We start from the raw sequence: 25,326 nt of genomic DNA, 5'->3' as shown, positions 1-25,326 counted from the left end.
CGTGGTCACTCCTGGGGGGTGGTGGTGTCGGTGCTGTCGGGCTCGGTGCTGTCGGGCTCAGTGCTGTCGGGCTCAGCGACGACGGCGAGGATGGTGCCGGTCTCGACCTGCGTGCCCACCTCGACGGGGAGCTCGCTGACGACGCCGTCCACGGCCGCGGAGATGGTGTGTTCCATCTTCATGGCCTCCATCCACAACAGCGGTTGGCCGGCGGTGACGGTGTCCCCCACGGAGACGGCCACCCGGATGACCGCGCCCGGCATGGGGGCGAGCAGCGATCCCGCGGCGACCTCCGCTCCGGGATCGGTGTAGCGGGGCGGTTCGACGAACGAGACCGGTCCGAGGGGCGAGTCCACCTCCACGACGGTGTCCGAGCCGGCCACCTCGTACCGGTTCACGGAGAAAGTGTGGCGGACTCCCCTGATCTCGAGGTCCACCGCGTCGGGGCGGACCTGTCCGACGTCGACGACCTCCGCGAGATCACCATCCGGGTGGGCGCCGGAACGGTCGCGGAAATAGGCCACCTCGAGGTCCTCCTCGCCATGGCGCAGAATCCGCCTCTGCAGGGTGCGGCCGACGTTCCGGAATCCGGCCCGGGCCAGCGGCACGGGGCCGGCGGCGTGGTCGGCGGTCCCGGACACCAGCGCGGCGGCCAGGGCCGAGATCCGCACGGCCTCGTCGTCGGCGAGCGGGGCGGCGAGCGCAGCGGACCCGTGGTCGTCGAGGAACGCGGTGGACAGGTTGCCGGCGATGAACTCGGGGTGGCGCAGCACCCGGACGAGCTGGGCGCGGTTGGTGGTCAGCCCGTGGACCCTCGCCCGGGCGAGGGCACCGGCCAGGGAGGCACAGGCCTCGGAGCGGGTGCGACCGTAGGAGATGACCTTGGCGAGCATGGGGTCGTAGTGCACCCCGATGAGCGCCCCGTCCGGCCCCGGCTCGACACCGCTGTCCAGCCGGATGCCGGGTCGGTGGGGACCCTCGAACCGGGTGGAGACCCCGGGGACGTCGAGCGCCCAGAGCGTGCCCGAGCCCGGGGTGTAGTCGTGGGCCGGGTCCTCGGCGTAGAGACGCGCCTCGACGGACCAGCCGTGGGCGGCCGGGGGTTCGGGGGACGGTAGCGGCAGTCCCGCGGCCACATCCAGCTGGAGCGCCACCAGGTCCAGGCCTGTCGTGGCCTCGGTGACCGGGTGCTCCACCTGGAGACGGGTGTTCATCTCGAGGAAGAAGAACTCGCCGTCGTCGGTGGCGAGGAACTCGACCGTGCCGGCGCCGGTGTACCCGATCGCGGACGCCGCGTCGCGGGCGGCCGAATACAGCTTCTCGCGCATCCCCGGGGTCCGCTCGACCAGCGGGCTCGGCGCCTCCTCGATGACCTTCTGGTGGCGCCGCTGGATGGAGCACTCGCGCTCCCCCACCGCCCACACGGTCCCGTGGGAGTCGGCCATGATCTGGACCTCGATGTGGCGGCCACGCTCGAGGAATCGTTCGCAGAACACCGCGTCGTCACCGAAGGCCGACCTGGCCTCGCGCTGCGCGGCGGCGATCTCGTCGTGGAGCGCGTCGAGGGTGCGGACGATCCGCATGCCCCGACCGCCGCCGCCCGCGGACGCCTTGACGAGTACCGGGAGCATGTCCTCGGTGACGTCGGCCGGCTCGAGATCGGTGAGCATGGGCACGCCCGCCTCGCCCATCATCTTCTTGGCCTCGATCTTCGAGCCCATCGCCTCGATGGCGGACACCGGCGGGCCGACCCAGGTGAGCCCCGCGTCGATCACGTCGCGAGCGAACCCGGCGTTCTCGGACAGGAACCCGTAGCCCGGGTGGACCGCGTCGGCGCCGGCGGCCCTCGCCGCGGCGATGACCAGGTCACCGCGCAGGTAGGTCTCCCCGGGGGTGTTGCCCGGCAATCGGACCGCGGCATCGGCCTCGCGGGTGTGGGGCGCCTCGGCATCGGCGTCGGAGTAGACCGCCACCGTGGTCATGCCCAGTGCGCGGGCGGTGCGGTGGACACGGCGGGCGATCTCCCCGCGGTTGGCGACGAGAACCGAGGTGATCGGGACAGGGGTGATCGGGGCAGGGGTGGGTGCGTTCTGCATGATGGAGTTCCTCACATCCGGAAGACGCCGAAGCGGTCGGTTCCGGCGACGTGTCCGGAGTGGATCGCGGACAGGCTCAGACCCAGGACGGTCCGGGTGTCGCGGGGGTCGATGATGCCGTCGTCGTAGAGCATCCCGGACAGGAAGGCCGGCAGCGATTCCTTCTCGATCTGGTCGGCGATCATGGTCTTGAGGCCGTCGATCGTCTCCTGGCTCATCTCCTCGCCCCGCGCGGCCGAGGCCGCGGCGGCCACGGAGGTCACCACGTCGGCGAGCTGCTGGCCCCCCATGACCGCGGACTTGGCGCTCGGCCACGTGTAGAGGAACCGGGGGTCGAACGCGCGGCCGCACATGCCGTAGTGGCCCGCGCCGTAGGAGGCCGCGGTGATGAGCGACAGGTGCGGGACCTCGGAGTTGGAGACCGCGTTGATCATCATCGACCCGTGCTTGATGATGCCGCCGCGCTCGTACTCGGAGCCCACCATGTAGCCGGTGGTGTTGTGCATGAAGAGCAGCGGGGTGTCGTAGCGGTTGGCCAGCTCGATGAACTGCGTGGCCTTCTGCGCCTCCGCACTGAACAGCACACCGCGGGCGTTGGCGATGATGCCGACCGGGTATCCGTGGATCTCGGCCCACCCGGTCACCAGGCTCGCCCCGTAGAGCGGCTTGAACTCGTCGAAGTCGGATGCGTCCACGACGCGCGCGATGATCTCGCGCGGATCGAACGGGATCTTGAGGTCGTCCGGGACGATGCCGAGGAGGTCCTCGGCGTCGTACAGCGGCGGGGCGACCCCGGCGCGCGGGGCCCGCCCGGACTTGGTCCAGTTGAGCCGGCGGACGATGCCGCGCGTGATGCGCGCCGCGTCGGCCTCGTCGGCGGCGAGGTGGTCGGCCAGACCGGAGACGCGGGCGTGCATGTCCGCGCCACCGAGGGTCTCCTCGTCGGCGATCTCGCCGGTGGCGGCCTTGACGAGGGGCGGCCCCGCGAGGAACACCTTCGAGCGCTCCTCGATCATGACCACGTGGTCGCTCATCCCCGGGACGTACGCCCCGCCCGCGGTGGAGTTCCCGTAGACCACCGCGATGGTGGGGATGCCCGCCTTCGACAACCGGGTGAGGTCGCGGAAGAGCGCTCCTCCCGGGATGAACACCTCCTTCTGCGTGGGCAGGTCGGCGCCCCCGGACTCGACGAGGCTGATCACCGGCAGCCGGTTCTTCATGGCCACGTCGTTGAGGCGCAGGATCTTGCGCAGTGTCCACGGGTTGGAGGTGCCGCCCTTGACCGTCGGGTCGTTGGCGATGAGCAGGCACTCGACGCCCTCGACCACTCCGATTCCGGCGACCACGGAGGCACCGGTCTGGAAGTCGGAGCCCCACGCGGCCAGTGCGCACAGCTCGAGGAACGGCGACTCGCGGTCGAGGACCATGTCGATCCGCTCCCGGGCGGTGAACTTGCCCCGCTCGCGGTGGCGGGCGACCTTGCGCTCGCCGCCTCCGGCGAGAGCGGGGTCGAGATCGGCCGCGAGCCGGGTGAGCTTGTCCTCCATGGCGGCTCTGGCGGCGGCGAACTCGGCGCCGGTGGTGTCGAGTGTGGAGCGCAGGACGGTCATGCGGTGTACCCCAGTCGACGTCCGGCGAGGGTGGTGAGGATCTCGGTGGTCCCGCCGCCGATGCCCAACAGGCGGACATCGCGGAACTGTCGGCTCACCTCGGACTCGGCCATGTACCCGAGTCCCCCGAAGAGCTGGAGCGCTTGGGTCGCGACCCACTCCGCGCACTCGACGGCGGTGTTCTTGGCAAAGCAGACCTCGGCGATCGAATCGTGCCCAGCCTCGGCCAGGTCCACGCAGCGGTGGGTGTAAGTGCGGGCGACATCGATGCGGCGGGCCATCTCGGTGATGCTGTTCTGCACGGCCTGCCGGGAGAGCAGGGGTCGGCCGAAGGTCTCCCGCTCGCGGACCCAGTCCAGGGTCAGGTCCAGGCACCGCTGGGCGTGGGAGTACCCCTGCGCGGCAAGCGCCGCGCGCTCTCCCACGAAGCCGATCGCGATCTGCGCGAACCCGTCGTTCTCGGTGCCGACGAGGTTCTCCACGGGAACCCGGCAGTCGGTGAACGTCAGCTCGGCGGTGTCCGAGGCGCGCCAGCCCAGCTTCTCCAGCGGGGCCGAGCGGTGGAAACCGGGAGTGTCGGTGGGGATGACGAGCAGACTCACGCCCGCCGCCCCCCTGAGCTCATCACCACCGGTGCGCACGGCGGTCACCACGAAGTCGGCGCGGGTGCCGGAGGTGATGTACGTCTTGGCGCCGTTGACGACGAAGTGGTCCCCGTCCCGGCGGGCGGTGGTGGTGAGACGTCCGACGTCGGAGCCACCGCCGGGTTCGGTGATCGCCAGGGAGCCGATCATCTCGCCGGCGAGCGTGGGCGCGACCCAGCGCTCGATCTGATCGGGCCTGCCGGACTGGGCCAGGTGCGGCGTGGCGATGCCGCAGGTGAACAGCGAGGCGAACACACCGCCGGAGACCCCGGCCTCGTGGAGGGCCTCGCACACGATCAGCGAGTCCCGCATGTCGCCGCCCCCGCCGCCCACCTCCTCGGGGAACGAGACCCCGAGCAGGCCCAGCTGACCGGCCTTGGCGTGGAGCTCACGAGGGAGCACGCCCGCGGCCTCCCACTCGTCCTGGTGGGGCAGAATCTCGCGCTGGGCGAAGCGGGTCGTGGTCTCGCGCAGGGCGAGACTCTCGTCGGAGTACCAGGGGTCGCCCGGTACGTGGGGCGGGATGGTCACGAGTTCTCCTTCGCGGGTGCCGGAACGGCGAGGACGGGGACGGTGATGTCGTGGGGGACGTCGACGACGCGGGAGCGCAGCCACTCGGCGAGACCCTTGGCCTGCGGATCCCAGCGGTAGCCGTGGGCGACTCCCTTACCGAGCAGGCCGTCGACGACGAAGTTCAGGGCGTTGATGCGCGGCAGCTCGTACCGCTCGATCGCCAGGTCGGCGGTCTCGGGGAGAAGTCGGCGGATCTCTTCGACGGTGAGGGTGTCGCGCATCCAGCGGTAGGCCTTCTGATCACCGGCCCACAGTCCGATGTTGGCGGTGCCGCCCTTGTCGCCCGAGCGGGCGCCGAGCACGTCCCCCAGCGGCCTCCGGGTGGTGGACTCCGAGGACGACCACTCCGGCAGCGGAGCTCCCTCGGCGTCGAGTCCGTCGGACGCGTGGCCGTCGCCCATCTCACGGGTGTCCTCCGGAGGCGCGATGTCGACCCTCGTGCCGTCGGGCAGCACCGCGACATGAGGGATCGCGTCCTGCGGGAGGTAGGCGGGGACGTACACGCCGTACGGGCCCCCGCGTCCGGGCGGCGCGCTGGGGGTGGCACCCGGGTAGCTGGCCAGCGTCATCGCGACGGCGGCGTCCGAGAAGGCGCGGCCCACGACGTCGGGGTCCGGATCCCACGCGACGATGGTGAGCAGCGCGGTCGCGGCGGCCTGGGTGTCGGCGTCGGGGTGGTCGGTGCGCTGCAGACGGAAGTCGATCTCCGCGGGTCGCGTGGCCAGCCCGGCGAGGAACTGGCGCTCCACGAGCGCCGCCTTGTCCTCGATGTCCAGCCCGGTGAGCAGGAAGGTGAGCTCGTTGCGGAAGCCGCCGAGGCACGTCACGGAGACCTTGGTGGTGGGCGGGGCCGCCTCTCCCACCACGCCGGAGATCCTCACCCGGTCGGGCCCCTCCTGCGTGAGAGTGGCGGTGTCGAGTCGGGTGACGACGTCGGGGCCGCCGTACCGGGCCCCGGTGACCTCGTACAGCAACTGCGAGGTGACGGTGCCGACGGTGACCGCACCTCCCGTTCCGGGGTGCTTGGTGATGACGGAGGTGCCGTCGGACGAGATCTCGGCGATCGGGAAGCCGGGGGCGACGGGGTCGGCGATCTCACCCCGGTTGAAGAAGGCGTAGTTGCCGCCCGTGGCCTGGGTCCCGCACTCGATGACGTGACCCGCGACGGTGGCGCCGGCGAGCGCGTCGAGGTCGTCTCGGCCCCAACCGAAGTGGCTGATGGCCGGCCCCACGATCACCGACGCGTCGGTGACGCGACCGGTGACGACGATGTCGGCCCCGGCGTCCAGGCACCGGGCGATGCCGAAGGCACCGAGGTAGGCGTTGGCCGTGACGGGGAACCCTGCGTCGGCGGGGATGTCGAGCTCGCCGACCCGGGCGATGAGGTCGTCACCCTCGACGTGGGCGACCTCGGGGGACAGTCCGAGACGGCCCGCCAGTTCGCGGACGGCGTCGGCGAGACCCGCCGGATTGACCCCGCCCGCGTTGGCGACGATGGTGACGTTCTTCTCCAGTGCCAGTGCGAGGCAGTCCTCGAGTTGGCGCAGGAACGTCTTGGCGTACCCCAGCTCGGCGTTCTTTATCCGGTCGCGGCCGAGGATGAGCATGGTGAGTTCGGCCAGGTAGTCACCGGTGAGGACGTCGAGCTCGCCGCCGTCGAGCATCTCGCGCATGGCGGAGAACCGGTCGCCGTAGAACCCGGACGTGTTGCCGACGCGGAGCGGAGGCACTGTGGACCCAGGGCCGACGCGGAGCGGAGGCACCGTGGACTCAGGGCCGACGCGGAGCGGGGCGTTGTTCGCGGTCATGCCCGGGTTCCCTTCTCGCGGCCGCCGCCGGGGAGGCCGGCGAACGCCTGGGCGATGCGCAGCCAGCCCCGCGCGTCCTCGCCGACGGCCTCGAGAGCCGTGTCGTCGAGGTGCACCCGCTGCGTCACCAGCAGGCAGAAGTCGAGGATCGGTCCGGTGACGCGCTGCCGGGCGTCGTCCGGGCCGAACTCGAGGACGGTGCCGTCGGCCCGGCTGAGCGCGAGATGCACCTCGGAGGCGGGGACCTCGAGCCCGTTCATCAGGTAGGAGAAGCCTCTGGTCTTCCAGCCCAGCCGGGCGACGTGCGGGAGGGCGGCGCGGAAGGCCGGGTCGGCAGCGACGGCCACGCCGAGCCCGTCCGCGACGTCCACCCCGTGGGCCCAGGTCTCCATGATCCGGGCGGTGGTCATGGACTTGGGCCGCATCGGCGGGCCGAACCACGGGATCTGCTCCCCCGGGTCGGCGGCCTTGAGGGCGTCGGCGAGTTCACCGCGGGCGAGGCGCCATCGTGCCAGGACCTCGTCGCGGCCGGCGGCCGCGACCTCCGTGGCGCCGGCGTCCACGAAACCGGCGGGGTCGGCCATCGCCGTGTCCACCACGGCCTGGAAGGCGTCCGCGTCGCGGATGGCGGTCACGGAGACCTCGTCGGTCCAGGCCAGGTGGGCGATCTGCATGGCGACGTCCCAGCCCGCGGCCGGGGTGGCGGTGTGCCAGCGATCGGACCCGGCGGCCTCGACGAGCTCGTCCACCCGGGCGCTGAGGGCGGCGAGGGCGGCGTGCGGGTCCTCCGTCTCGGAGGGCGGGGGGTTGGTCATGGCGGGAACGATTCCACCTCCGCCCAAATAAAGCAAGCATGCTTGCTTGCTTTTCTCCGAGACGACTGGGAGGGTGGCCCACGGTGACCCACATCACTCCCGACGCGGGACGCCCGACCCCTCTCCCCGACCCCTTACGGAGGCACCATGCGACTGGACATGACCGGAATCGACCCCGTGGACCACGCCCTGGCCCGCCGGTGCTCGGTGGGCGACATCCCCACCCGGGCGGCGGCCACCTTCTCGAACCGGACCGCCCTCACGGACGATGCCGGGTCGTGGTCCTTCCTCGAACTCGAGTCCGTCTCCAACCGGTTCGCCCACGGTCTGGTGGCGCACGGAATCGAGGCGGAGGAGCCGGTCGCGATCCTGTCGACGAACTGCCGCGAGTTCGTGGCCACCTACTTCGGCACGGCCAAGGCCGGGATGGTCTCGCTGCCCATCAACCTGCTGTCCGGGCTGGACAACATCGCGCACGCCCTGACCGACTCGGGGACCCGCATCCTCGTCGTTCACGGTTCACTCGCGGAACTGGTGATGGGAGCGGTCGCCGCCATGCCCGGGATCCGGACCGTCGTCGTCATCGGAGGCGTCCCCGACGGATTTACGGCCTCCGCCGACGGTCCCGACCTGATCGGGTGGGACGACCTGCTGTCCGGCGACGACTCCAGCCCCGACACGGTGATCGGTGACCGCCAGGTCGTGCAGTGCCTCTACTCCTCGGGCACCACCTCACGCCCCAAGGGCGTCCTCACCTCGCACCTCGCCGTGTCCATGGCCGCCCTGGGCAACGGGGCCGTCTTCGGCCTGAACTGGGGCGCCGAGGCCTCGGTGACCGTGTGCCCGCTCCCCCTCTTCCACACCGCCGGTCTCAACGGGGTCCTGCTGTCGGCGGTCACCATGGGGGCGACCGTCCACCTCCTGCCGGGTTTCGACCCGGTCGGATACGCCGAGACCGTCGCCCGCGTCCGGGCCACCCACCTGGTGGGCCTGCCCCTCATGCTGGAGGCCCTGGCGGACGCGACCGACCGCGGCCTCGACCTGTCCTCGCTCCGGTTCCTGCTCTACGCCATGGCCCCGATGTCCGAGGAGATGCGCCGGCGCCTCGACGCCGCACTCCCGGATGCCCGGATAGTCCTGGCCTCGGGGATGAGCGAGTGCACTCCGGCCACCGTCATGCAGTGGCCGGAGCTCAACCCGGACAAATCCGACTCCTGGGGGTACCCCACCCCGATCGCGGAGAACAGGATCAGTGAACCGGGCGGTTCCGCACTCGTGCCCACCGGGGAGGACGGTGAGATCGTCTACCGCGGCCCCACGGTGATGGAGGGCTACTGGAACAACCCCGAGGCCAACTCCGAGGCGTTCGTGGGCGGCCGCCTGCACTCGGGGGACCTGGGGCGCATCGACACCGAGGGGGTGGTGTGGTTCGCCGACCGCGTCAAGGACATCGTCAAATCCGGCGGCGAGAACGTCTCGTCACTGCACGTCGAGCGTGTCCTCATGGACCACCCGCACATCGCCGAGGTCGCGTGCGTCGGCCGCCCCGACCCCAGGTGGGGAGAGCTCGTGGTGGTGGTAGTGGTTCCCGCAGAGGGTGCGCCGGACGGCGACGACCTCAAGGCCTCGGTCATGGAGTTCGGGGCCGAGCGCCTGTCCTCCTCACACCGGCCGCGAGACGTGGTGGTGGTCGACACCATCCCGCGCACGGCGACCGGCAAGATCCGGAAGGTCGAGCTCCGCGCGGCGACCTGACCCGTCCCGGTCAGCGGCGGTCCCGGTCAGGGGCCGACCTCGAGGAGCTCGCCCGGGATCTCCAGGCTCGCGGCCGCGAGGTTGGACCCGAGGCCGGGTCGCAACACCTCGCCCCGCGGGGGCCGCGCGACGACGTTGACCGCCCGGAGGTTGGGCAGCAGGTAGCGGCGGAGATCCATACCCTCCAGCCCCGGGACGAGTTCACGGAACCGCTCGTCGGTGAGTTCGCCCGCGAGCCACGCGAACGCGGCGTCGTCCCAGGTCCACACCGCGATGTTGACACCGCGTCCCACGACCCCCCGGCGGACGCTCGCCACCGACCCCAGCGCGGCGGCGACCGGTCGTCCGCCCGGGACCGTGCCCGGGGTCCACGGGGTCGGCAGTTCACCGGGTCCGATGTCCGCGGTCTCCCCCGGCACCGGGACCGCGACGCGCGTGCCGTCGGGCAGCACGACCGAGTGCCCGGCGTCCTCCTGCGCGACTGGACGGGCGACGCGGGAGGGACGCGCGCCCTCCCCGTCCCCGCGGCTCATGCCCACCGCCGCCACGACGGGCGGGGCTGGCTCGCCACGGGCCCCGCTGATCCGGACCCGGTCGGCGCCCTCCTGGGCCAACCGGAGCGAGTCGAGGCGCAGCACCACGTCCGGCGCGGCGTAGCGGGCCCCCGCGACGCCGTCGAGGAGCTGGTCGGTGACGGTCCCGACGGTGACCGAGCCGAAGGCGGAGGGATGGCGCGTGACGACCGCGCACCCGTCGTCGGCGACCTCCGCAATGGGGTATCCGCCGGTCACGGGGTCGGTGGTGCGGGTGACGTCGGTCGAGGAGTCCACGACCCCCGTCGCGCCGGGTCCGCCGGAGAGCACATGTCCCACCGCGACCGATCCGGCCAGCGCGTCGAGTGCGGACGGTGTCCACCCGTGGTGCGCGGCGGCGGCGCCGGTGACGAGGGCCTCGCGGCTCACGCGCCCGGTGACGACGACGACGGCCCCGGCAGCCAGGGCCCGCGCGATGCCGAAGGCCCCGTGGCGCACCGTCGCGACATCGACCTCACCGAGACCGAGCGCGGCGGCCCGGTCCGTCACGTCACCGGGGTCGACCCTGGCCACGGGAAGGTCCAGACCCCGCGACCGGGCGAGCTCGCGCAGCTCGGTGGCGAGCCCCTCGGGATCGAGGGCGCCGGCGTTGGTGACGATCCGGACCCCCCCGGTACCGAGGCGGCCGAGGCACTCGCCGATCTGGACCACCGCGGCCCGCTCGTATCCCGGCCCGCCCGCCACCCGTTGCCCGGCGAGCTCGAGCACCGCCTCGTCGGAGAGCATGTCCAGGGCGAGGACGTCGAGCGTGGCGGCCGTGAGGAATTCGGCCGTCGCGGTGGCGCGGTCACCACGTGAGGCCGAGACGTTGCCGATGCGGAGGGGGCTCTGGGTGGTCGTCATCGATCCTCGGGCTCCTTGTCGGTGGACGGCGTGCGCCTCTCCCAGCATGCCCCCGGTCGCGGCGAGGCGAGCGTGGAACGAGAAGGCGTCTACGAGGATATGCGGGGCCGCCGTCCCGGAGGTCCGCCGGTCGTCCCGTCCCGCACGTCTGCCGGTCGCACGAGGCCCGGGCGGATAGACTCGCCTGATCAGACGCCCGCCGTGTCCTCCAGGAGTGAGCCGTGCCCCCCAGGACCGCCCCGATCCCCGACCGCATCGACCAGGCCCGCGCCAACTGGGAACGCGAGGGATGGATCGACGCGGCCCAGGGGATGACCGTGGTGACATCGGTCATGCGCGCGCACCAGATCCTGCTGGCGCGGGTGGAGGAGACTCTGCGCCCCTGGAACCTGTCGTTCCCCCGCTACGAACTCCTGCGCCTGCTGGCCTTCTCAAGGTCCGGCTCGCTCCCCATCACCAAGGCCTCCGAGCGACTGCAGGTGCACGTCACCAGCGTCACCAGCGCGATGAAGCGCCTCCTGGACGCCGGGCTGGTCGAGCGCCGACCACATCCGACCGACGGCCGGACCACCCTGGTGGAGATCACCGCCGAGGGCAGACGTGTGGTCTCCGAGGCCACCGCCGCGCTCAACGCCGGGATCTTCTCCGACCCCGGGATGGATCCGTCCGAGCAGTCGGCACTGATCGAGGCCATCTCGTCACTCCGGCGGACCGCCGGCGATTTCTGACCGCCGCTGTCGTACACACCGACGACACCGCGCCCGGCCCCCTCTCGGGTGGGGCCGGGCGCGGCTGTTCGTGGGAGACCCGTGGTGCGGATCCTGAACCGAGCTCGTCAGACCTCGGTCACGGCATCTCGGTGGCGACGAGCCGTGAGTCGTCCGGCTCGGCGTCGGCGTGGATGGCGTTCTTGCTCGACTCCGTCATGAGGAAGATGCAGACCATGGACATGACGGACAGCGCGGAGAGCATCAGGCCCACGCCGAAGGTGTTGCCGGCGCCGATCATCGCGGCGGCGGCCAGCGGCGGCAGCGCGCCACCGAGGATGCCGGCGAGGTTGTAGCCCAGGCCGGCGCCGGTGTAACGGTAGCGGGCCTGGAACAGCTCCGGGAGCAGCGCGCCGGCCGGGCCGTAGGCGATACCGAAGATGACCAGCGTGACGAACAGGACCAGACCGAAGGCGACGGTCGACCCGGTGTCGAGGATCGGGAAGACGAACAGCGTCCACGGGATGGCGAGCCCGACCGAGGTGCCGATGACCTTCCTCCGGCCGATCTTGTCGGAGTACATCGCCGACAACGCGATGGCGGCGCCGAAGATCAGCGCGGCGATCATGCCCATGCCCAGGACGAACGGACGCGAGTGGCCCAGGGTGGCGGTGGCGTAGTTGGTGAGGAACGAGGTGCCCATGTAGAAGAGGGAGAACAGCGAGGTGAGCGCGCCACCGGCGATGAGGATCTCCTTCCACTGGTACCGCAGCGCATCGGCGAACGGCAGCGTCTTGGGAGCGGTGACCCTGTTCGCGGCCCGGTCCGCCGCCTCGGTCGCCGCGGCCTCCCTGGCCTCTCGGGCCTGGGTCTGGCGGAAGACGGGGGTCTCCTCGACGGTGAGACGGATCCACAAACCAACCAGGACCAGAACGGCGGAGAGCAGGAACGGGATACGCCAGCCGTACTGCATGAACGGGCTGTCGAGATCCGCGCCGCCACCGGCGACGAGGGAGAACACGAGGAACGTGCCGGAGGAGAGGAAGAAGGCGAAGGCCACGCCCAGCTGCGGCCACATGGCCATCATGCCGCGCTTACCCTCGGGAGCGTACTCGGCCGTGAGCAGGGTCGCCCCGGCCCATTCGCCGCCGACCGCGAAGCCCTGGAAGAACCTGCACACCACGAGGAGTGTCGGTGCCCAGATCCCGATGCCGCCCGAGAAGACGCCGAAGGCCCCGGTGCTGTACCCGGGCAGCAGACCGATGAACACGGTCGCGACGCCCATGATGATGAGCGTCCACACGAGGGTGTTCTTGCGGCCGATCCGGTCACCGAAGTGGCCGAAGATCGCCGCACCGACCGGCCGGGCGAAGAACGCCACGGCGAACGTCGCGAATGAGGACAGCGTCGCCGTCGCGGGGTTCTGGTCGGGGAAGAACAGCGCCGGGAAGACGAGCGCGGCGGCGGTGCCGTAGATGAAGAAGTCGTACCACTCGATGGTGGTACCGATCGAGGAGGCCGCGGCGACCTTCTTCAGTGAGGTCTTCTGCGTGACCTGCGGAAGAGTGGGGGACTGCGGTGCCGCGTCCCCCAGCGGGGTGGTTCCTGACTGCGTCAAGACAACTCCAGTCGTGTCTGATTCGCCGGGTATCGGACCTCCGGCGAGAGGGGTGATCGCCGACGCTGTGGCGTCGATTGAGGCGAACAGTATGTGATGACCACCACACCCGGTACACCCGAAAGTATGTCGGTCGTGATCCGCCCCACACCCGGGGTCGTGGTGTCCGACCGGATGCCCCGGGGGCCAGCCGGCCCTAGGGTGTGCGCCGTACCGTGCCCCCGACTGACTGGAGACACCGATGTCGTCCAACGATCACCGACGGCTCCGCGAACAGTCCCTCGACTTCCTCCGTTCCGGATACCTCTTCACCTCCCGCGTGCGGCAACGCGCGGGACTGCCCGCCGACTCGCAGACGCCGGTGCGCCTGCGCCTCATGGGTCGCAAGGCCGTGCTGCTGCGCGGAGTGGAGGGTGTCCGCCACTTCTACGACTCCGACAAGGTCAAGCGCGAGGGTGCGATGCCCGCGTTCGTCCGGCTCCCGCTCTTCGGACCCGGCGCTGTCCACGGCCTGGACGGCGACGCCCACACCGTCCGGAAGAACGCGCTCGCCGACCTGGCCTACGACGACGACCGGGTGGCACACTTCGCCTCCCTCGTGGCGGAGGAACTCGAGCACATGCTCGACGAGTGGTCGCGCCACGGATCGGGCACCGTCTACCACGACACGACCACCGCCTACGGCCGGGCGGCCTTCCGCTGGGCCGGGTTGCCGCTGCGCCCCGAGGAGTCGAACAGGCGCGCGCGTCAGATGAGCAGACTCCTCGACACCTTCGGCCGGATCTCGGGGAACCCCGTGGCGCAGGTGGAACGCCTCCGTCTCGACCGCTGGGCCACGTCCCTGGTGCGGAAGGTCCGGTCGGGGGCGATTTACCCCGACCCCGATTCGGTCCTGGCGGCGATGGCCGACCTCCGTGACGAGAACGGCCGCTTGGTCGACGACCGCACCGCGGCGGTGGAGCTGCAGAATCTCACCCGCCCCACCGTGGCGGTCGCCCGATTCGCGGCGTTCGCCGCCGCGGCCCTGGCAGAGAACCCCGCGTGGCGGGACCGCATCCGCGAGGCGTCGTCGGACGCCGGCCGGCTCACCGAGGTCCCCGAGGCGGTCGCCTTCGCCCAGGAGGTGAGGCGGGTCTACCCGTTCGTCCCGATGCTGCCGGCGCTGGCCACGACGGACTTCGAGGTCCGCGGCTGCCCGGTACATGAGGGTCAGCGCGTCCTTCTCGACCTCCAGGGAACGGACACGGATCCGAACCACTGGCGCGACGCAGGGACGTTCGACCCGGAACGGTTCCTCGGCGTCGATGACGCCGAACAACTGGAGGCGTTCATCCCACACGGGGGCGCCGGGGTGCGCTCCGGCCACCGGTGCCCCGGCGAGAAGATCGCGGTGACCGCCCTGTCCGCGACCGTCGCGGCGCTGTGCAGGCCGGGGGTGCGGATCAGCGACGACCCCGACGACCTGACGTTCCCGTGGACCACGATGCTCACCCGGCCGGCGACCGGGGTCAGGGTCCGGGTGCACCCGACCCCCGCGTGACGAGGGGGTCGGCCGTGTCAGATCAGGGCAGGACGCCCAGGAGCCGGGCCCGGGCCACGGACTCCATCCGTGACCGTGTGCCCAGCTTGGTACCGATGTTGCGCAGGTAGGCCTTGATCGTTTCCGGTGACAGGGACAGTCGGGCGCCGACCTCGGCGTTGGAACACCCGAGAGCGACCTGTGCGAGGACATCGATCTCCCGGGGTGACAGGACCGTCGACGACGGGCCGGGGTCCCGTCCCGTCTCCGGAGCCCGGCCCACCCCCGCCAGCGCGGAACCCGCCGCCAGGAGCCTCTCGCGGAGATCAGGATCACCGAGCTCGGCGGCGATGGCCCGCAACTCACCGTGGAGGACACGCAGACGTTCCCTGTCGGACGATTCCAGCCCGAAGCTCTGCTCGGCCGCGGCGTGATCGGCCATCCGCAGCCGTCGGTCGACCTCGTCGTGGACCTTGAACTCCGAGGCCAGGTCCGCGGCGACGGTCGTGAACGTCCGGGTGACCTGGTCGCCGAGCTGGGTCGCGACCCGAGCCGATCCGTAGAGGATCGTCCGCGCCACCCCCGAGACGATCACGGGGACCGAGATGATCGCCCGCAGGCCTTCGCGGTCCACCGCGTCGGCGTAGTCGCGGGTGATTCTCGAGCACTCCTCGTAGTCGCGCACCGTCGCCGGTCGTTTCGAGGCCAGCACGTGACCACCGAGCCCACGGCCCCTGGCCACGGCCAGCCCCTGCATGGAGTCGGTGCGGACCCCGATGAAGTGGTTCAGTCTGGCGGTCTCACCGGTGACGTCGCCGGCGAAGACGACGGGCATACCGGAATCACGGCGGGCTCGGCGCAGGGCTCCCAGTACAGCGTCTGAATCTTTGGGTCGGAGGGTGGACATGGTGTTCTCCCGAGAGTGGAGGTGTTCAGCTCCGCGAGGACTCGCGGATACTGGAGATGATGGCGCTGAAGTCCTTGCCACCGTTGTCCTGCGCGAACTCGTCGTACAGGGCCGCCGCTGCCGCGCCGAGCGGAGCGACCGTACCAGTGCTCTCCAGGGCCGCGAGCGCCAGCCCGAGATCTTTGTTCATGAGAGCCGTCGCGAAGCCGGGAGTGAAGTCGTTGTTGGCGGGCGAGGTGGGAACGGGACCGGGGACGGGGCAGTTGGTGTGCAGCGCCCAGCTGTTGCCGGTGGCACCGGTGACCACGTCGAACAGGGCCTGGTGATCGAGACCCAGTCCCTCCGCGAGCACGAACGCCTCGGCGATCGCGATCTGGTGCACGGCGAGCACCATGTTGTTGCAGACCTTGGCGGCCTGGCCGGCCCCTGCTCCGCCGCAGTGGATGACCTTGCCCGCCATCGGCTCGAGCACCGGCTGCGCGGCCGCGAAGGCCTCGTCCTCCCCGCCGACCATGAACGCCAGGGTTCCGGCGGTCGCGCCCTTCACGCCGCCCGAGACGGGGGCGTCGACCTGGAGCATCCCGGCGTCCACGGCCTTGGCGTGGACCGCACGCGCGTCGTCGACCGAGATGGTGGAGGAGTCGATGAACAGGGTCCCCTCCCCCGCCTCGCCCAGGACGTCGTCATAGGTCGAGGTCACGAGCGCACCGCTGGGCAGCATCGTGATCACCACACCGGCTCCCCGGACCGCCTCGGCCGGCGAGTCGCACACGGTGATCCCGGCGGTCCGGGCCGCGTCCTGTGCCGCGGCGACCGGGTCGAACCCCCTGACGACGAATCCGGCCCCGACCAGGTTGGCGGCCATGGGACCACCCATGTTGCCCAGCCCGAGGAAGGCCACAGTCTGCGATCGGTTGTCCATGTCCTACGCTCCCAGTCCGCGCGCGGCGACGGCCCGGCCGACGACGACGCGCATGATCTCGTTCGTCCCCTCCAGGATGCGGTGCACCCGGAGATCTCGCACGATCTTCTCGATTCCGTACTCGGCGAGGTATCCGTACCCGCCGAAGAGCTGCAACGCCCGGTCCGCGACGTCGAAGCAGTGGTCGGTGACGAAGAGCTTCGCCATCGCGCACTTCTCCACGTGGTCCGGCTCCTTGGCGTCCAGAGCCGCGGCGGCCCGCCACAGCATGAGCCGGCTGGCCTCCAGCTCCGTCGCCATCTCGGCGAGGGTGAAGCGGATCGTCGGCTCGTCGATCAACGCACCGCCGAAGGCCTCCCGGTCCCGCACGTGGGCGACGGCCCGCGAGTACGCGTCCTGGGCCCCGCCCAGGGAGCAGGCGGCGATGTTGATGCGCCCGCCGTTGAGGCCCCGCATCGCGATGGTGAACCCGAGACCCTCGCCGCCGGTCTCGGCGCCCCCGATGAGGTTCGCGGCAGGGACCCGGACGCCCTCCATGATCACCTGCGCGGTGGGCTGGGCGTTCCACCCCATCTTCTGCTCCTCCGGACCGAAGCTCAGCCCCTCGGAGTCCGCCGGGACCAGGAAGGCCGAGATGCCCTTGGGGCCGGCCTCCCCGGTGCGGGCCATGACGATGTAGACGTCCGACTGCCCCCCACCGGAGATGAACTGCTTGGTGCCGGTGAGCACGTACTGCGCGGACTCGCCCTCGCCTTCCTTGACCGCCTTCGTCCGCAACGCCGCCGCGTCCGAGCCGGCGCCCGGTTCGGTGAGGCAGTAGCTCGAGAACAGCTCCAGCGAGGCCATCCTCGGGATCCACTCGCGACGCTGCTCCTCGGTGCCGAACTCGTCGACCATCCACACGCACATGTTGTGGATGGACAGGTACGCGGCCACCGAAGGGCATCCCCGGGCGAGCTGCTCGAAGATCCGGACGCCGTCCAGTCGCCGCATCCCGCTGCCCCCGACGTCCTCCGAGACGTAGATGGCGCCCATCCCCATCTCGGCCGCCTCGCGGAGCACGTCTTTCGGGAAATGATGGCTCGCGTCCCACTCCTGCGCCTTGGGCGCGATCCGCTTGGCCGCGAAGTCGCGGGCGGTGTCGACGATGACCTTGTCGTCGTCATCCAGGGTGAACATGGGTGTTCCTCTCATACGGTGCCCGGTTATCGCGGTGTCCGGTTCCTGCGGTGCGGGACCGGTCAGTCCATCGTGGGGATGACGAACTCGGCCCCGTCCTTGATGCCCGAGGGCCAGCGCTGGGTGACCGTCTTGACCTTGGAGTAGAACTTGATCGACTCGGGGCCGTGCTGATTGAGGTCGCCGAATCCGGACTTCTTCCAGCCGCCGAAGGTGTGGTACGCGATCGGCACGGGGATCGGCACGTTGACGCCGACCATGCCCACCTGGACGCTGGAGACGAACTCGCGGGCGGCGTCGCCGTCGCGGGTGAAGATGGCCACGCCGTTGCCGTACTCGTGCTCGTTGGGCAGGCGCAGGGCCTCGTCGTAGTCCTTGGCGTGGACCACCACGAGGACGGGGCCGAAGATCTCGTCCGTGTACACGCTCATGTCGGGGGTGACCTTGTCCATGAGCGTGGGGCCGACGTAGTAGCCCCCGGAGATGTCCTCGCCGTTGAACTCGTCCGTGTAGGCGCCCACGCCGCGGCCGTCGATGAGGATCTCCGCGCCGGCCTTCTCGCCCTGGTCGATGTAGTCCAGCACGCGGGCCTTGGACTCGGGCGTGACCAGCGGGCCGTAGTCGGAGTTGGGGTCGTGGCTGTGGCCCACCCGCAGCTCCTTGACCTTGGGCACCAGCTTCTCCAGCAGCGCCTCGGCGGTGCCCTCGCCCACCGGGACGGCGACGGAGATCGCCATGCAGCGCTCACCCGCGGAGCCGAAACCGGCTCCGACCAGGGCGTCCGCGGCCTGGTCGAGGTCCGCGTCGGGCATGATGATCATGTGGTTCTTGGCGCCGCCGAAGCACTGCGCGCGCTTGCCGGTGCGGGCCGCGTTCTCGTAGATGTACTGCGCGATCGGGGTCGAACCGACGAACCCGACCGCCTGGATCGTGTCGTTGTTCAGGATCGCGTCGACGGCCTCCTTGTCGCCGTGGACGACCTGGAAGATGCCGTCGGGCAACCCCGCCTCGGTGAACAGCTCGGCCAGGCGCACCGGGACCGAGGGGTCGCGCTCGGAGGGCTTGAGCACGAAGGCGTTGCCGCACGCGATGGCCGGGCCCGCCTTCCACAGCGGGATCATGGCGGGGAAGTTGAACGGGGTGATCCCCGCGACGACGCCGAGCGGCTGGCGCATGGAGTAGACGTCCACGCCGCCCCCGGCGTTCTCGGTGTACTCACCCTTGAGCAGGTGCGGGATCCCGATCGCGAACTCGAGCACCTCGAGGCCGCGCTGGATGTCCCCACGCGCGTCCGGGGTGGTCTTGCCGTGCTCGATGGCCAGCAACTCGGCGAGCTCGTCCATGTTCTGGTTGATCAGGTCGACGACGCGCATGAGCACGCGGGCGCGCTTCTGCGGGTTCTGGGCCGCCCACGACTTCTGGGCCTCGGCGGCCTTGGCGATCACGTCGTCGACCTCGGCCGTCGACGCCAACGGGACCACGGCCTGCGCCGCGCCCGTGCTGGGGTTCAACACCTCGTGGGTGCGGCCACCCGCCCCGGCGACCCTCGTGCCGTTGATGTAGTGGTCGATCTGCCTGAGATCAGACATGGACATCCCTTCGTCGTGAGGCCGCGGTCCGTCATGTCCGCGCGGCACTTCTCCCGTGATGGCCATCACCCTATACTTGCATCTCCTAGTAATCCAGGGGGCGGGCGCCCGGACACCCCCCGACCCTCCCCTTTCGGGTGTACCGCCGCCCTGGGGCGCGCCCATACTGTGAGCTGACTCACTCACCGTGCGCACCGTCACCCGTGCCCACGGTTGCCCGTGCCCGGTTCCACCCGTGCAGTACCACCCGTGCCTGTCAGGAGACTCCATGGCCCCGCTCGAGACCGACGCCACCACCCGCTTCCGCGCCGCACGCGACTTCCTGCAGGCCACCGCCGAGGACTACGACGCCGCCCGGGCAGGCTTCTCCTGGCCCGAGCTCGACGAGTGGAACTGGGCCCTGAACTGGTTCGACGTCGAGGCCGAGGGGAACAGCGACCCCGCGCTGTGGATCGTCGAGGAGCACGACGGCGGCGGCGCCCCCACCGAGGCCAAGTACTCCTTCGACGAGATGCGCGTCCGCTCGGACCGCACCGCCAACTGGCTGCGTGAGCGCGGCGTCGAACCCGGGGACCGCATCCTGCTCATGCTGGCCAACCAGGTGGAGCTGTGGGACGTGATGCTCGCGGTGATCAAACTCGGCGCCGTCGTCATCCCCGCGACCACCCTGCTGGCGGAGGGCGACCTGCGTGACCGCATCGCCCGCGGCGGGATCAAGCACGTGATCGCCCGCGACGAGCTCGCCGACCGGTTCACCACGATCGCCGGCGACTACCAGCGCATCTCGGTGGGCGGCGCCCCCGAGGGCTGGACCGACCTCGCCGCCGCGATGGACGCCTCCCCCGACTTCCAGCCCAGCCACACCACCCGGGCCGACGACACCCTGCTGCTGTACTTCACGTCCGGAACCACCAGCAAGCCCAAGCTCGTCGAGCACACGCACGCCTCCTACCCGGCCGGCCACCTGTCGACCATGTACTGGATCGGCCTGCAGCCCGGCGACGTCCACCTCAACGTGTCCTCGCCCGGGTGGGCCAAGCACGCCTGGTCGAACGTCTTCACCCCGTGGATCGCCGGATCGTGCGTGTTCATCTACAACTACTCCCGCTTCGACGCGACCGCGATGATGCGGGAGATGGACCGCTGCGGCGTCACGAGCCTGTGCTGCCCGCCCACCGTGTGGCGCATGCTCATCCAGGCCGACCTCACCCAGCTGCTGGTCCCACCGCGGCTGGCCGTGGGCGCCGGTGAACCGCTCAACCCCGAGGTGATCGGGCGGGTCCGCGACGCGTGGGGCGTGACGATCCGCGACGGCTTCGGCCAGACCGAGACCACCGTGCAGATCGCCAACACCCCGGGGCAACCCATCAAGGACGGGTCCATGGGCCGGCCGTGCCCCGGTTTCGACGTGGTGCTGGTCGATCCGGCCACCGGGCAGGAGGTCTCCGGCGAGGGCGCCGAGGGCGAGATCTGCCTGCGCCTGGACCCCCGCCCGCTCGGCCTGATGGTCGGCTACCACGGCGACGCCGAACGGACCGATGCCGCCTATGCGGACGGCTTCTACCACACCGGCGACGTGGGGTCGCGCGACTCCGAGGGCTACATCACCTACGTGGGCCGGACCGACGACGTGTTCAAGTCCTCCGACTACCGGATCTCGCCGTTCGAGCTGGAGTCAGTCCTTCTGGAACACCCGGCGGTGGCCGAGGCGGCAGTCGTCCCCTCCCCCGACCCGGTGCGGCTGAGCGTGCCGAAGGCGTTCGTCGTCCTGGCCGGCGGCTGGGAGCCGACCGAGGACACCGCCCGCCAGATCTTCGACTACTCCCGCACCCACCTGGCCGGGTACAAGAGGGTCCGGCGGCTGCAGTTCACCGACCTGCCCAAGACCATCTCGGGCAAGATCCGCCGCGTCGAACTCCGCAACGGTGAGCGCGACAACGGCCCCTCGGTGGACTTCCCCGGCGAGTTCCGAGAGGAGTCGCTGCGCTGACGGCCGGCCCCCGGTCTGTGGGGGCGCCGCTGCGGTCCGTGCCGGCCGGGTCGGCGCGGGCGCGGTCCGTGCCAGCCGGGTCGGCGCGGCTGCGGTCCGTGCCGGCCGGGTCGGCGGGGCCCGGCCGTGGCCCGTGCGGGCGCCTCGACGAGTGGTCACAAATGCGGAGAAACCCGCGACCTGAGCTGGGAAGACGTGAGCGGGTCTGACCACTCGACGCGGCGGGACGACCCCGGCGCGTCTCGGGCGGCACCGGTCCCGGCCCCGATCAGGACCTGACGATGCCGTCGATCTCCTCGGGGGTCCACGGCGGACTGTCGTGGAAGTCGCGGAACGCCAGGATCTGCGCCTCCGGGGCCGGGAATCGCCCGATGAAGCCACCCGATCCGGCGAAGACCCCGCCGGTGACACCCTGGGCCAACTCGGAGACGAGATAGGTGTAGAGCGGCGCCACGTACTCAGGGCCGGCCGGATCGAGGGCACCGGCCACGCTGAGCTCGTCGAGCATCCCCCGGCGGCCCAGCTCCCGGATCTGGTTCTCGTACCCCTGCCCGCTCGACAACCGGGTCCGGGCGCCCGGGCACACGACGTTCGCCCGCACGCCGTGCTCGGCGAGCTCGGCCGCGATCGCCATGGTCAACGAGGTGACCGCGCCCTTGCCCGCCGGGTAGCCCGTTCCCCCGTAGTCGCCCTTCCAGGCGAACGAGGACGTGGTGACGATGGCGCCCGCCCCGGCGGCGACGAAATGCGGTGCGAACACGCGGCACGGCGCGAAGACAGACCCGAGGTGCGCGTCCATGAGTGCCTCGAAGTCGGCGTGACTCACGGTGAGGATCGAGGACCCCGCGGGTTCGGCCACGCCCGCGCAGGTGATCAGACCGGACACCACCGACCCGTCGCGGGCCGCTTTGGCGAGCAGCGACTGCGCCACCGCGGGCTCGTGCGCCGACCCGGGGACCCCGGTGATGCGGCCGTCGGACCGCGCGGAGAGTTCGGCGACCCGATCGCGCAGCGCCGCCTCGTCGCGCCCGTTGAGCACCACGTCCGCGCCGCGGCCGGCCAGGTCGTCCGCGACCGCCGCACCGATCCCGCGGGAGGACCCGGTGACCGCGAAGGACCGGCCGTCCAGCCGCAGCCCGGTCACGCCGAGCCGACGGCGTCCGTACGCCGGTCGTGGTCGGGGGCGCGCTCGGCCACCAGTCGCCGCGCCCATCCGTAGTCGGTCTTGCTGCTGGGGTGGCGCTCGACGCGGTCGACCACCCAGTACGCCGCGGGGATCTTGAAGCCGGCGAGGTGCTCGCGCAGCGCCTGCCCGACGGACTCGAGATCTCCGGCATCAGCGGTGTCCGACCACTGGATCACCGCGCCCACGCGGTGTCCGAACCGCTCGTCCGGGATGCCGAACGCCACCGCGTCCTCGATCCCGTCCACCGCCTTGAGCGCGGCCTCGACCTCCTCGGCGAAGATCTTCTCGCCGCCCGAGTTGATCACCTGACTCGCCCGACCGAGCATGATGATCGTCTCCGGGCCGTCATAGCGTCCGCGGTCGCCGGTGAACACCCGACGGGTGCCCGCGATCTCCCGGAAGGTCTCGGCGGTCTTGGCCTCGTCCTTGTAGTACCCGGCGGGCTGATAGCCGCTCTTGACGATCCAGCCGATCTCCGTCGAGTCGTCCGGGAGCGGCTCATCGAAATCGTCGACGAGCTGCAGGGTGGTCCCCCTGGGGATCCGCGGACCGTGATCGGCGAACAGCGATCCGTCGTCGAGGTTCGCCTTGGTGACCACGCCCAGACCGCCGAAACCGCCCTCGGACGACCCGAACGCGTCCATGATCATCAGATCGGGGCGGAGCTCGAGCAGGTCCGCCTTGACCGACGGGGAGAACAGGGCGGCGCCCGAGGAGACCATGAACATGCTCGAGGTGTCGGGGTCGGTCCGACGCATCTGGTCCACGATCGGCCGGACCATCGCGTCCCCCGCCACCACGGCGACCTGGATCTTCTCGCTCTCGATCTCCTCCAGGGCGTCCGCCGCCCGGAAGTGCGGGAGATAGTGCATGGTGCCGCCGGCGAACAGTCCGGTGAAGCTGGGCATGATGCCCGAGGTGTGGATGAGCGGGAGCAGGATCAGGTAGCGCAGGGGATCGCCGCCGAGGCCGGACCGGGACTGGTGGTACTCGTCGGGCACCGGCTCACCCGTGTGGTAGTCCGCACCGCCGCCGAGGCTGCGCCAGAGGTCCTCCTGACGCCACATCACGCCCTTGGGCTTTCCGGTGGTTCCGCCGGTGAACACCAGGTAGAGGTCGTCGCCGCTGCGCTCGAGCCGCGGGCGCTCCGTCGACGCCGCGTCCAGGATCTCCCGCGCGTCCAGGGCGCCGTCCGGGAGCGTGTCGACGGTCGAGCCGTCCTCCACCACGATCGTGTGCCGGACGGAGTCGAGACCGCTGACGGCCTCGGTCACCGCACCACCGAATTCACGGTGGAAGACCAACACGCTGGTGTCCGAGTAGTCGTAGAGGTAGCGCAGTTCCGCTCCCGAGTAGCGGTAGTTGATGCTGATGGTCACCGCCCGCAACTTGAGCACCCCGATGATCAGGGCCAGGCAGTCCACCCCGTTTCGCAGATGCACACCGACGTGGTCGCCGGCACCGACACCCAGGGAGGACAGTGCCGAGGCCCACCGGTTGGCCTCGGCCTCCAGGTCCGCGTAGGTGAGCCGACGTTCGTCCTCCACCACCGCCAGGCGGTCCGCGCCATAGGCGTCCACGGCGTGCTCGAAGAGGTCGGCCAGGTTGTGTGCCATGTGGTGTCCTCCGTGACTGGGGTGACGGGTGTCGGGTGGGTGGGTAGCGAGTGGCCTGTGTCAGACCGGGGTGATGGGCAGCGGCGTGCGGGTGGGTCCGAAGTCGAACGCGGCACCGGTACTGATGCGCGTGACCGCGACCTCCTCCGGCTCCGTTGCGGGTTCGTCGCCGAACCGGAGGACCGCCGCGACACGAGAGCCGTCCGAGGGCACGCGCTCGACCGTCCAGTGCGGGTCGACCGCCTGGGCCGCCGCGGCGAGGGGGCGCAGCCCCTCCCGGGCCAGCAGGGGCATCCAGGTGTCGTCGGCGAACGCGTCCGCCGCGGTGTCCCAGGAGACCGTGACACTCCGCCCGTCCTCGGAGACCGACGACGAGTACCCCGTGTACGCGGTCGGGCCGGCCAGGGGGTGGAGGTCGAGCACCGCCGCCAACCCGTGCGCGTCCCCGTCGGCGCCGAGACCACCGCCGAGCACGTCGCGGATCCGGCCCGCGGCGACCCCCGCGATGCCGGTCGCCTGATAGGCCAGCAACCGGTCCGCGGTCTCAGAGTCCGACCGACGACGGACCGACTGGTGGAAGCCCACCGCCAGCAGGTGCATCTGCAGGTACACCTCGCGGGTCATGCGGACGAGCGCGGCCGAGGTGAACTCGGGGAAGCTCAGATCCGTCAGCAGCGGACCGGAGTAGTCGTCACGGTCGCCCTGACCGGTGGTGTCCCGCGGTGACGGCGGCAGGAAGACGAAGTCGACCACCCGGCTAGTCGCCGACTCGACCGCCGGCTCGGGCCACGCCGCCGGCTCCGCGTCCGGGTCGATCCGCACGATCCAGTGGCAGTGCGGCGTCCGACCCTCCGGGCTGCGCGGCGGCCGGTGGATCGGTTCCACAACGGCGCGGGGGTTGGTGGCCAGCGCGGTGGCGGGGAAGGTGGGGTCCTCGATGTCGTGACACATCGTGGTGACGAGCCGGTCCCCCATCGGTTCGACGTCCATCAGCGCGCCGCAGTGGTCGAGCCAGAACTCGCCGTTGTCGTGATCGGTGACCCCGTACCGGAAGTCCATGAACTCCGGGGGCGCCCCGACGTCCAGCTGGAAGCCCTTGAAGATCTCCGCGACGCCATCGCCCGTGATCGACAGCGCCTCCTTCATCCGTCGGGTGTAGTGCGGGCTCGCGGCCTGCCACTCCTCGATCGCCACGTCCCGCATCCCGTCCACCCCGAACTCGCCGAGGAGGGCCGGCATCCCCGCCCTGTCGACGAGCTGCCCGATCAGCAGCAGGTCGGGAAGCAGCCGGGCGAGGCTCGCGTGGTCGAGCGATTCCAGCGGGTCGCGGCCGACGACCGGGTCGCGCGTGCTCAC

At 71.0% G+C, this 25,326-nt stretch carries 18 protein-coding genes; 4 read left to right on the top strand and 14 right to left on the bottom strand.

Annotated elements, in window-relative coordinates:
- Positions 1 to 5 precede the first annotated feature (5 nt).
- Genes H483_RS35670 through H483_RS35650 form a run of 5 tightly spaced genes read right to left on the bottom strand, consistent with a single transcriptional unit; the run spans position 6 to position 7,546 of the window.
- Positions 6 to 2,069 carry a biotin carboxylase N-terminal domain-containing protein gene (locus H483_RS35670; RefSeq protein ID WP_042330213.1) on the bottom strand — a complete coding sequence of 688 codons (2,064 nt, stop codon included), beginning with the start codon at positions 2,067 to 2,069 and terminating at the stop codon, positions 6 to 8.
- 38 nt (positions 2,070 to 2,107) lie between these two features.
- Entirely contained in the window at positions 2,108 to 3,706 is a 1,599-nt protein-coding gene (locus H483_RS35665; protein ID WP_017838180.1) for an acyl-CoA carboxylase subunit beta, read from the bottom strand.
- Complete coding sequence (locus H483_RS35660; protein ID WP_017838179.1) at positions 3,703 to 4,881, bottom strand: acyl-CoA dehydrogenase family protein; 1,179 nt, start codon at positions 4,879 to 4,881, stop codon at positions 3,703 to 3,705. Before H483_RS35660 ends, H483_RS35665 begins: the two co-directional genes overlap by 4 nt.
- Positions 4,878 to 6,731, bottom strand: a complete 1,854-nt coding sequence (locus H483_RS35655) for an acyclic terpene utilization AtuA family protein (RefSeq protein ID WP_017838178.1) — start codon at positions 6,729 to 6,731, stop codon at positions 4,878 to 4,880. The genes H483_RS35660 and H483_RS35655 overlap by 4 nt, the downstream gene beginning before the upstream one ends.
- Positions 6,728 to 7,546 (bottom strand): TIGR03084 family metal-binding protein, encoded by an 819-nt coding sequence (locus H483_RS35650; RefSeq protein WP_017838177.1) that lies wholly within the window; start codon positions 7,544 to 7,546, stop codon positions 6,728 to 6,730. Before H483_RS35650 ends, H483_RS35655 begins: the two co-directional genes overlap by 4 nt.
- 147 nt (positions 7,547 to 7,693) lie before the next feature.
- On the opposite strand from H483_RS35650, the gene H483_RS35645 reads away from it, so the two are divergent.
- On the top strand, positions 7,694 to 9,301 hold the full coding sequence (locus H483_RS35645) for a class I adenylate-forming enzyme family protein (protein WP_017838176.1): 1,608 nt from the start codon (positions 7,694 to 7,696) through the stop codon (positions 9,299 to 9,301).
- Between the two features lie 26 nt (positions 9,302 to 9,327).
- On the opposite strand, the gene H483_RS35640 is transcribed toward H483_RS35645, so the two are convergent.
- Entirely contained in the window at positions 9,328 to 10,737 is a 1,410-nt protein-coding gene (locus H483_RS35640) for an acyclic terpene utilization AtuA family protein (RefSeq protein WP_017838175.1), read from the bottom strand.
- A gap of 221 nt (positions 10,738 to 10,958) precedes the next feature.
- Between H483_RS35640 and H483_RS35635 the strand changes: the two genes are divergently transcribed.
- Complete coding sequence (locus tag H483_RS35635; RefSeq protein ID WP_017838174.1) at positions 10,959 to 11,465, top strand: MarR family winged helix-turn-helix transcriptional regulator; 507 nt, start codon at positions 10,959 to 10,961, stop codon at positions 11,463 to 11,465.
- Between the two features lie 118 nt (positions 11,466 to 11,583).
- Here the strand turns inward: H483_RS35635 and H483_RS35630 are convergent, their stop codons facing one another.
- Positions 11,584 to 13,062, bottom strand: a complete 1,479-nt coding sequence (locus tag H483_RS35630; RefSeq protein WP_017838173.1) for an MFS transporter — start codon at positions 13,060 to 13,062, stop codon at positions 11,584 to 11,586.
- Between the two features lie 241 nt (positions 13,063 to 13,303).
- Here H483_RS35630 and H483_RS35625 point away from each other — a divergent pair, with 241 nt between their 5' ends.
- Positions 13,304 to 14,602 (top strand): cytochrome P450, encoded by a 1,299-nt coding sequence (locus H483_RS35625; RefSeq protein ID WP_017838172.1) that lies wholly within the window; start codon positions 13,304 to 13,306, stop codon positions 14,600 to 14,602.
- A 22-nt stretch (positions 14,603 to 14,624) separates the two neighbouring features.
- On the opposite strand, the gene H483_RS35620 is transcribed toward H483_RS35625, so the two are convergent.
- The 4 genes from H483_RS35620 to H483_RS35605 all read right to left on the bottom strand — a co-directional run bounded on the left by H483_RS35620 (position 14,625) and on the right by H483_RS35605 (position 19,178).
- Positions 14,625 to 15,488, bottom strand: coding sequence for a LuxR C-terminal-related transcriptional regulator (locus H483_RS35620; protein WP_031265190.1), 864 nt, complete (start codon positions 15,486 to 15,488; stop codon positions 14,625 to 14,627).
- A gap of 25 nt (positions 15,489 to 15,513) precedes the next feature.
- Positions 15,514 to 16,410, bottom strand: coding sequence for a 3-hydroxyisobutyrate dehydrogenase (mmsB, locus tag H483_RS35615; protein WP_017838170.1), 897 nt, complete (start codon positions 16,408 to 16,410; stop codon positions 15,514 to 15,516).
- A 3-nt stretch (positions 16,411 to 16,413) separates the two neighbouring features.
- Entirely contained in the window at positions 16,414 to 17,589 is a 1,176-nt protein-coding gene (locus tag H483_RS35610; protein WP_017838169.1) for an acyl-CoA dehydrogenase family protein, read from the bottom strand.
- Between the two features lie 62 nt (positions 17,590 to 17,651).
- Positions 17,652 to 19,178 (bottom strand): CoA-acylating methylmalonate-semialdehyde dehydrogenase, encoded by a 1,527-nt coding sequence (locus H483_RS35605; RefSeq protein WP_031265188.1) that lies wholly within the window; start codon positions 19,176 to 19,178, stop codon positions 17,652 to 17,654.
- A gap of 268 nt (positions 19,179 to 19,446) precedes the next feature.
- Between H483_RS35605 and H483_RS35600 the strand changes: the two genes are divergently transcribed.
- Positions 19,447 to 21,168 carry an AMP-binding protein gene (locus tag H483_RS35600; protein WP_017838167.1) on the top strand — a complete coding sequence of 574 codons (1,722 nt, stop codon included), beginning with the start codon at positions 19,447 to 19,449 and terminating at the stop codon, positions 21,166 to 21,168.
- Positions 21,169 to 21,436: 268 nt separating this feature from the next.
- Here the strand turns inward: H483_RS35600 and H483_RS35595 are convergent, their stop codons facing one another.
- Genes H483_RS35595 through H483_RS35585 form a run of 3 tightly spaced genes read right to left on the bottom strand, consistent with a single transcriptional unit; the run spans position 21,437 to position 25,326 of the window.
- On the bottom strand, positions 21,437 to 22,312 hold the full coding sequence (locus tag H483_RS35595; RefSeq protein WP_017838166.1) for an SDR family NAD(P)-dependent oxidoreductase: 876 nt from the start codon (positions 22,310 to 22,312) through the stop codon (positions 21,437 to 21,439).
- Positions 22,309 to 23,970, bottom strand: coding sequence for an AMP-binding protein (locus H483_RS35590; RefSeq protein WP_017838165.1), 1,662 nt, complete (start codon positions 23,968 to 23,970; stop codon positions 22,309 to 22,311). Before H483_RS35590 ends, H483_RS35595 begins: the two co-directional genes overlap by 4 nt.
- 60 nt (positions 23,971 to 24,030) lie before the next feature.
- Positions 24,031 to 25,326 (bottom strand): hypothetical protein, encoded by a 1,296-nt coding sequence (locus H483_RS35585; protein ID WP_042330206.1) that lies wholly within the window; start codon positions 25,324 to 25,326, stop codon positions 24,031 to 24,033.

Source organism: Dietzia sp. UCD-THP, from assembly GCF_000349585.1.
GTDB classification, from domain to species: domain Bacteria; phylum Actinomycetota; class Actinomycetes; order Mycobacteriales; family Mycobacteriaceae; genus Dietzia; species Dietzia natronolimnaea_A.
This window is presented reverse-complemented; position numbering and strand designations above follow the sequence as displayed.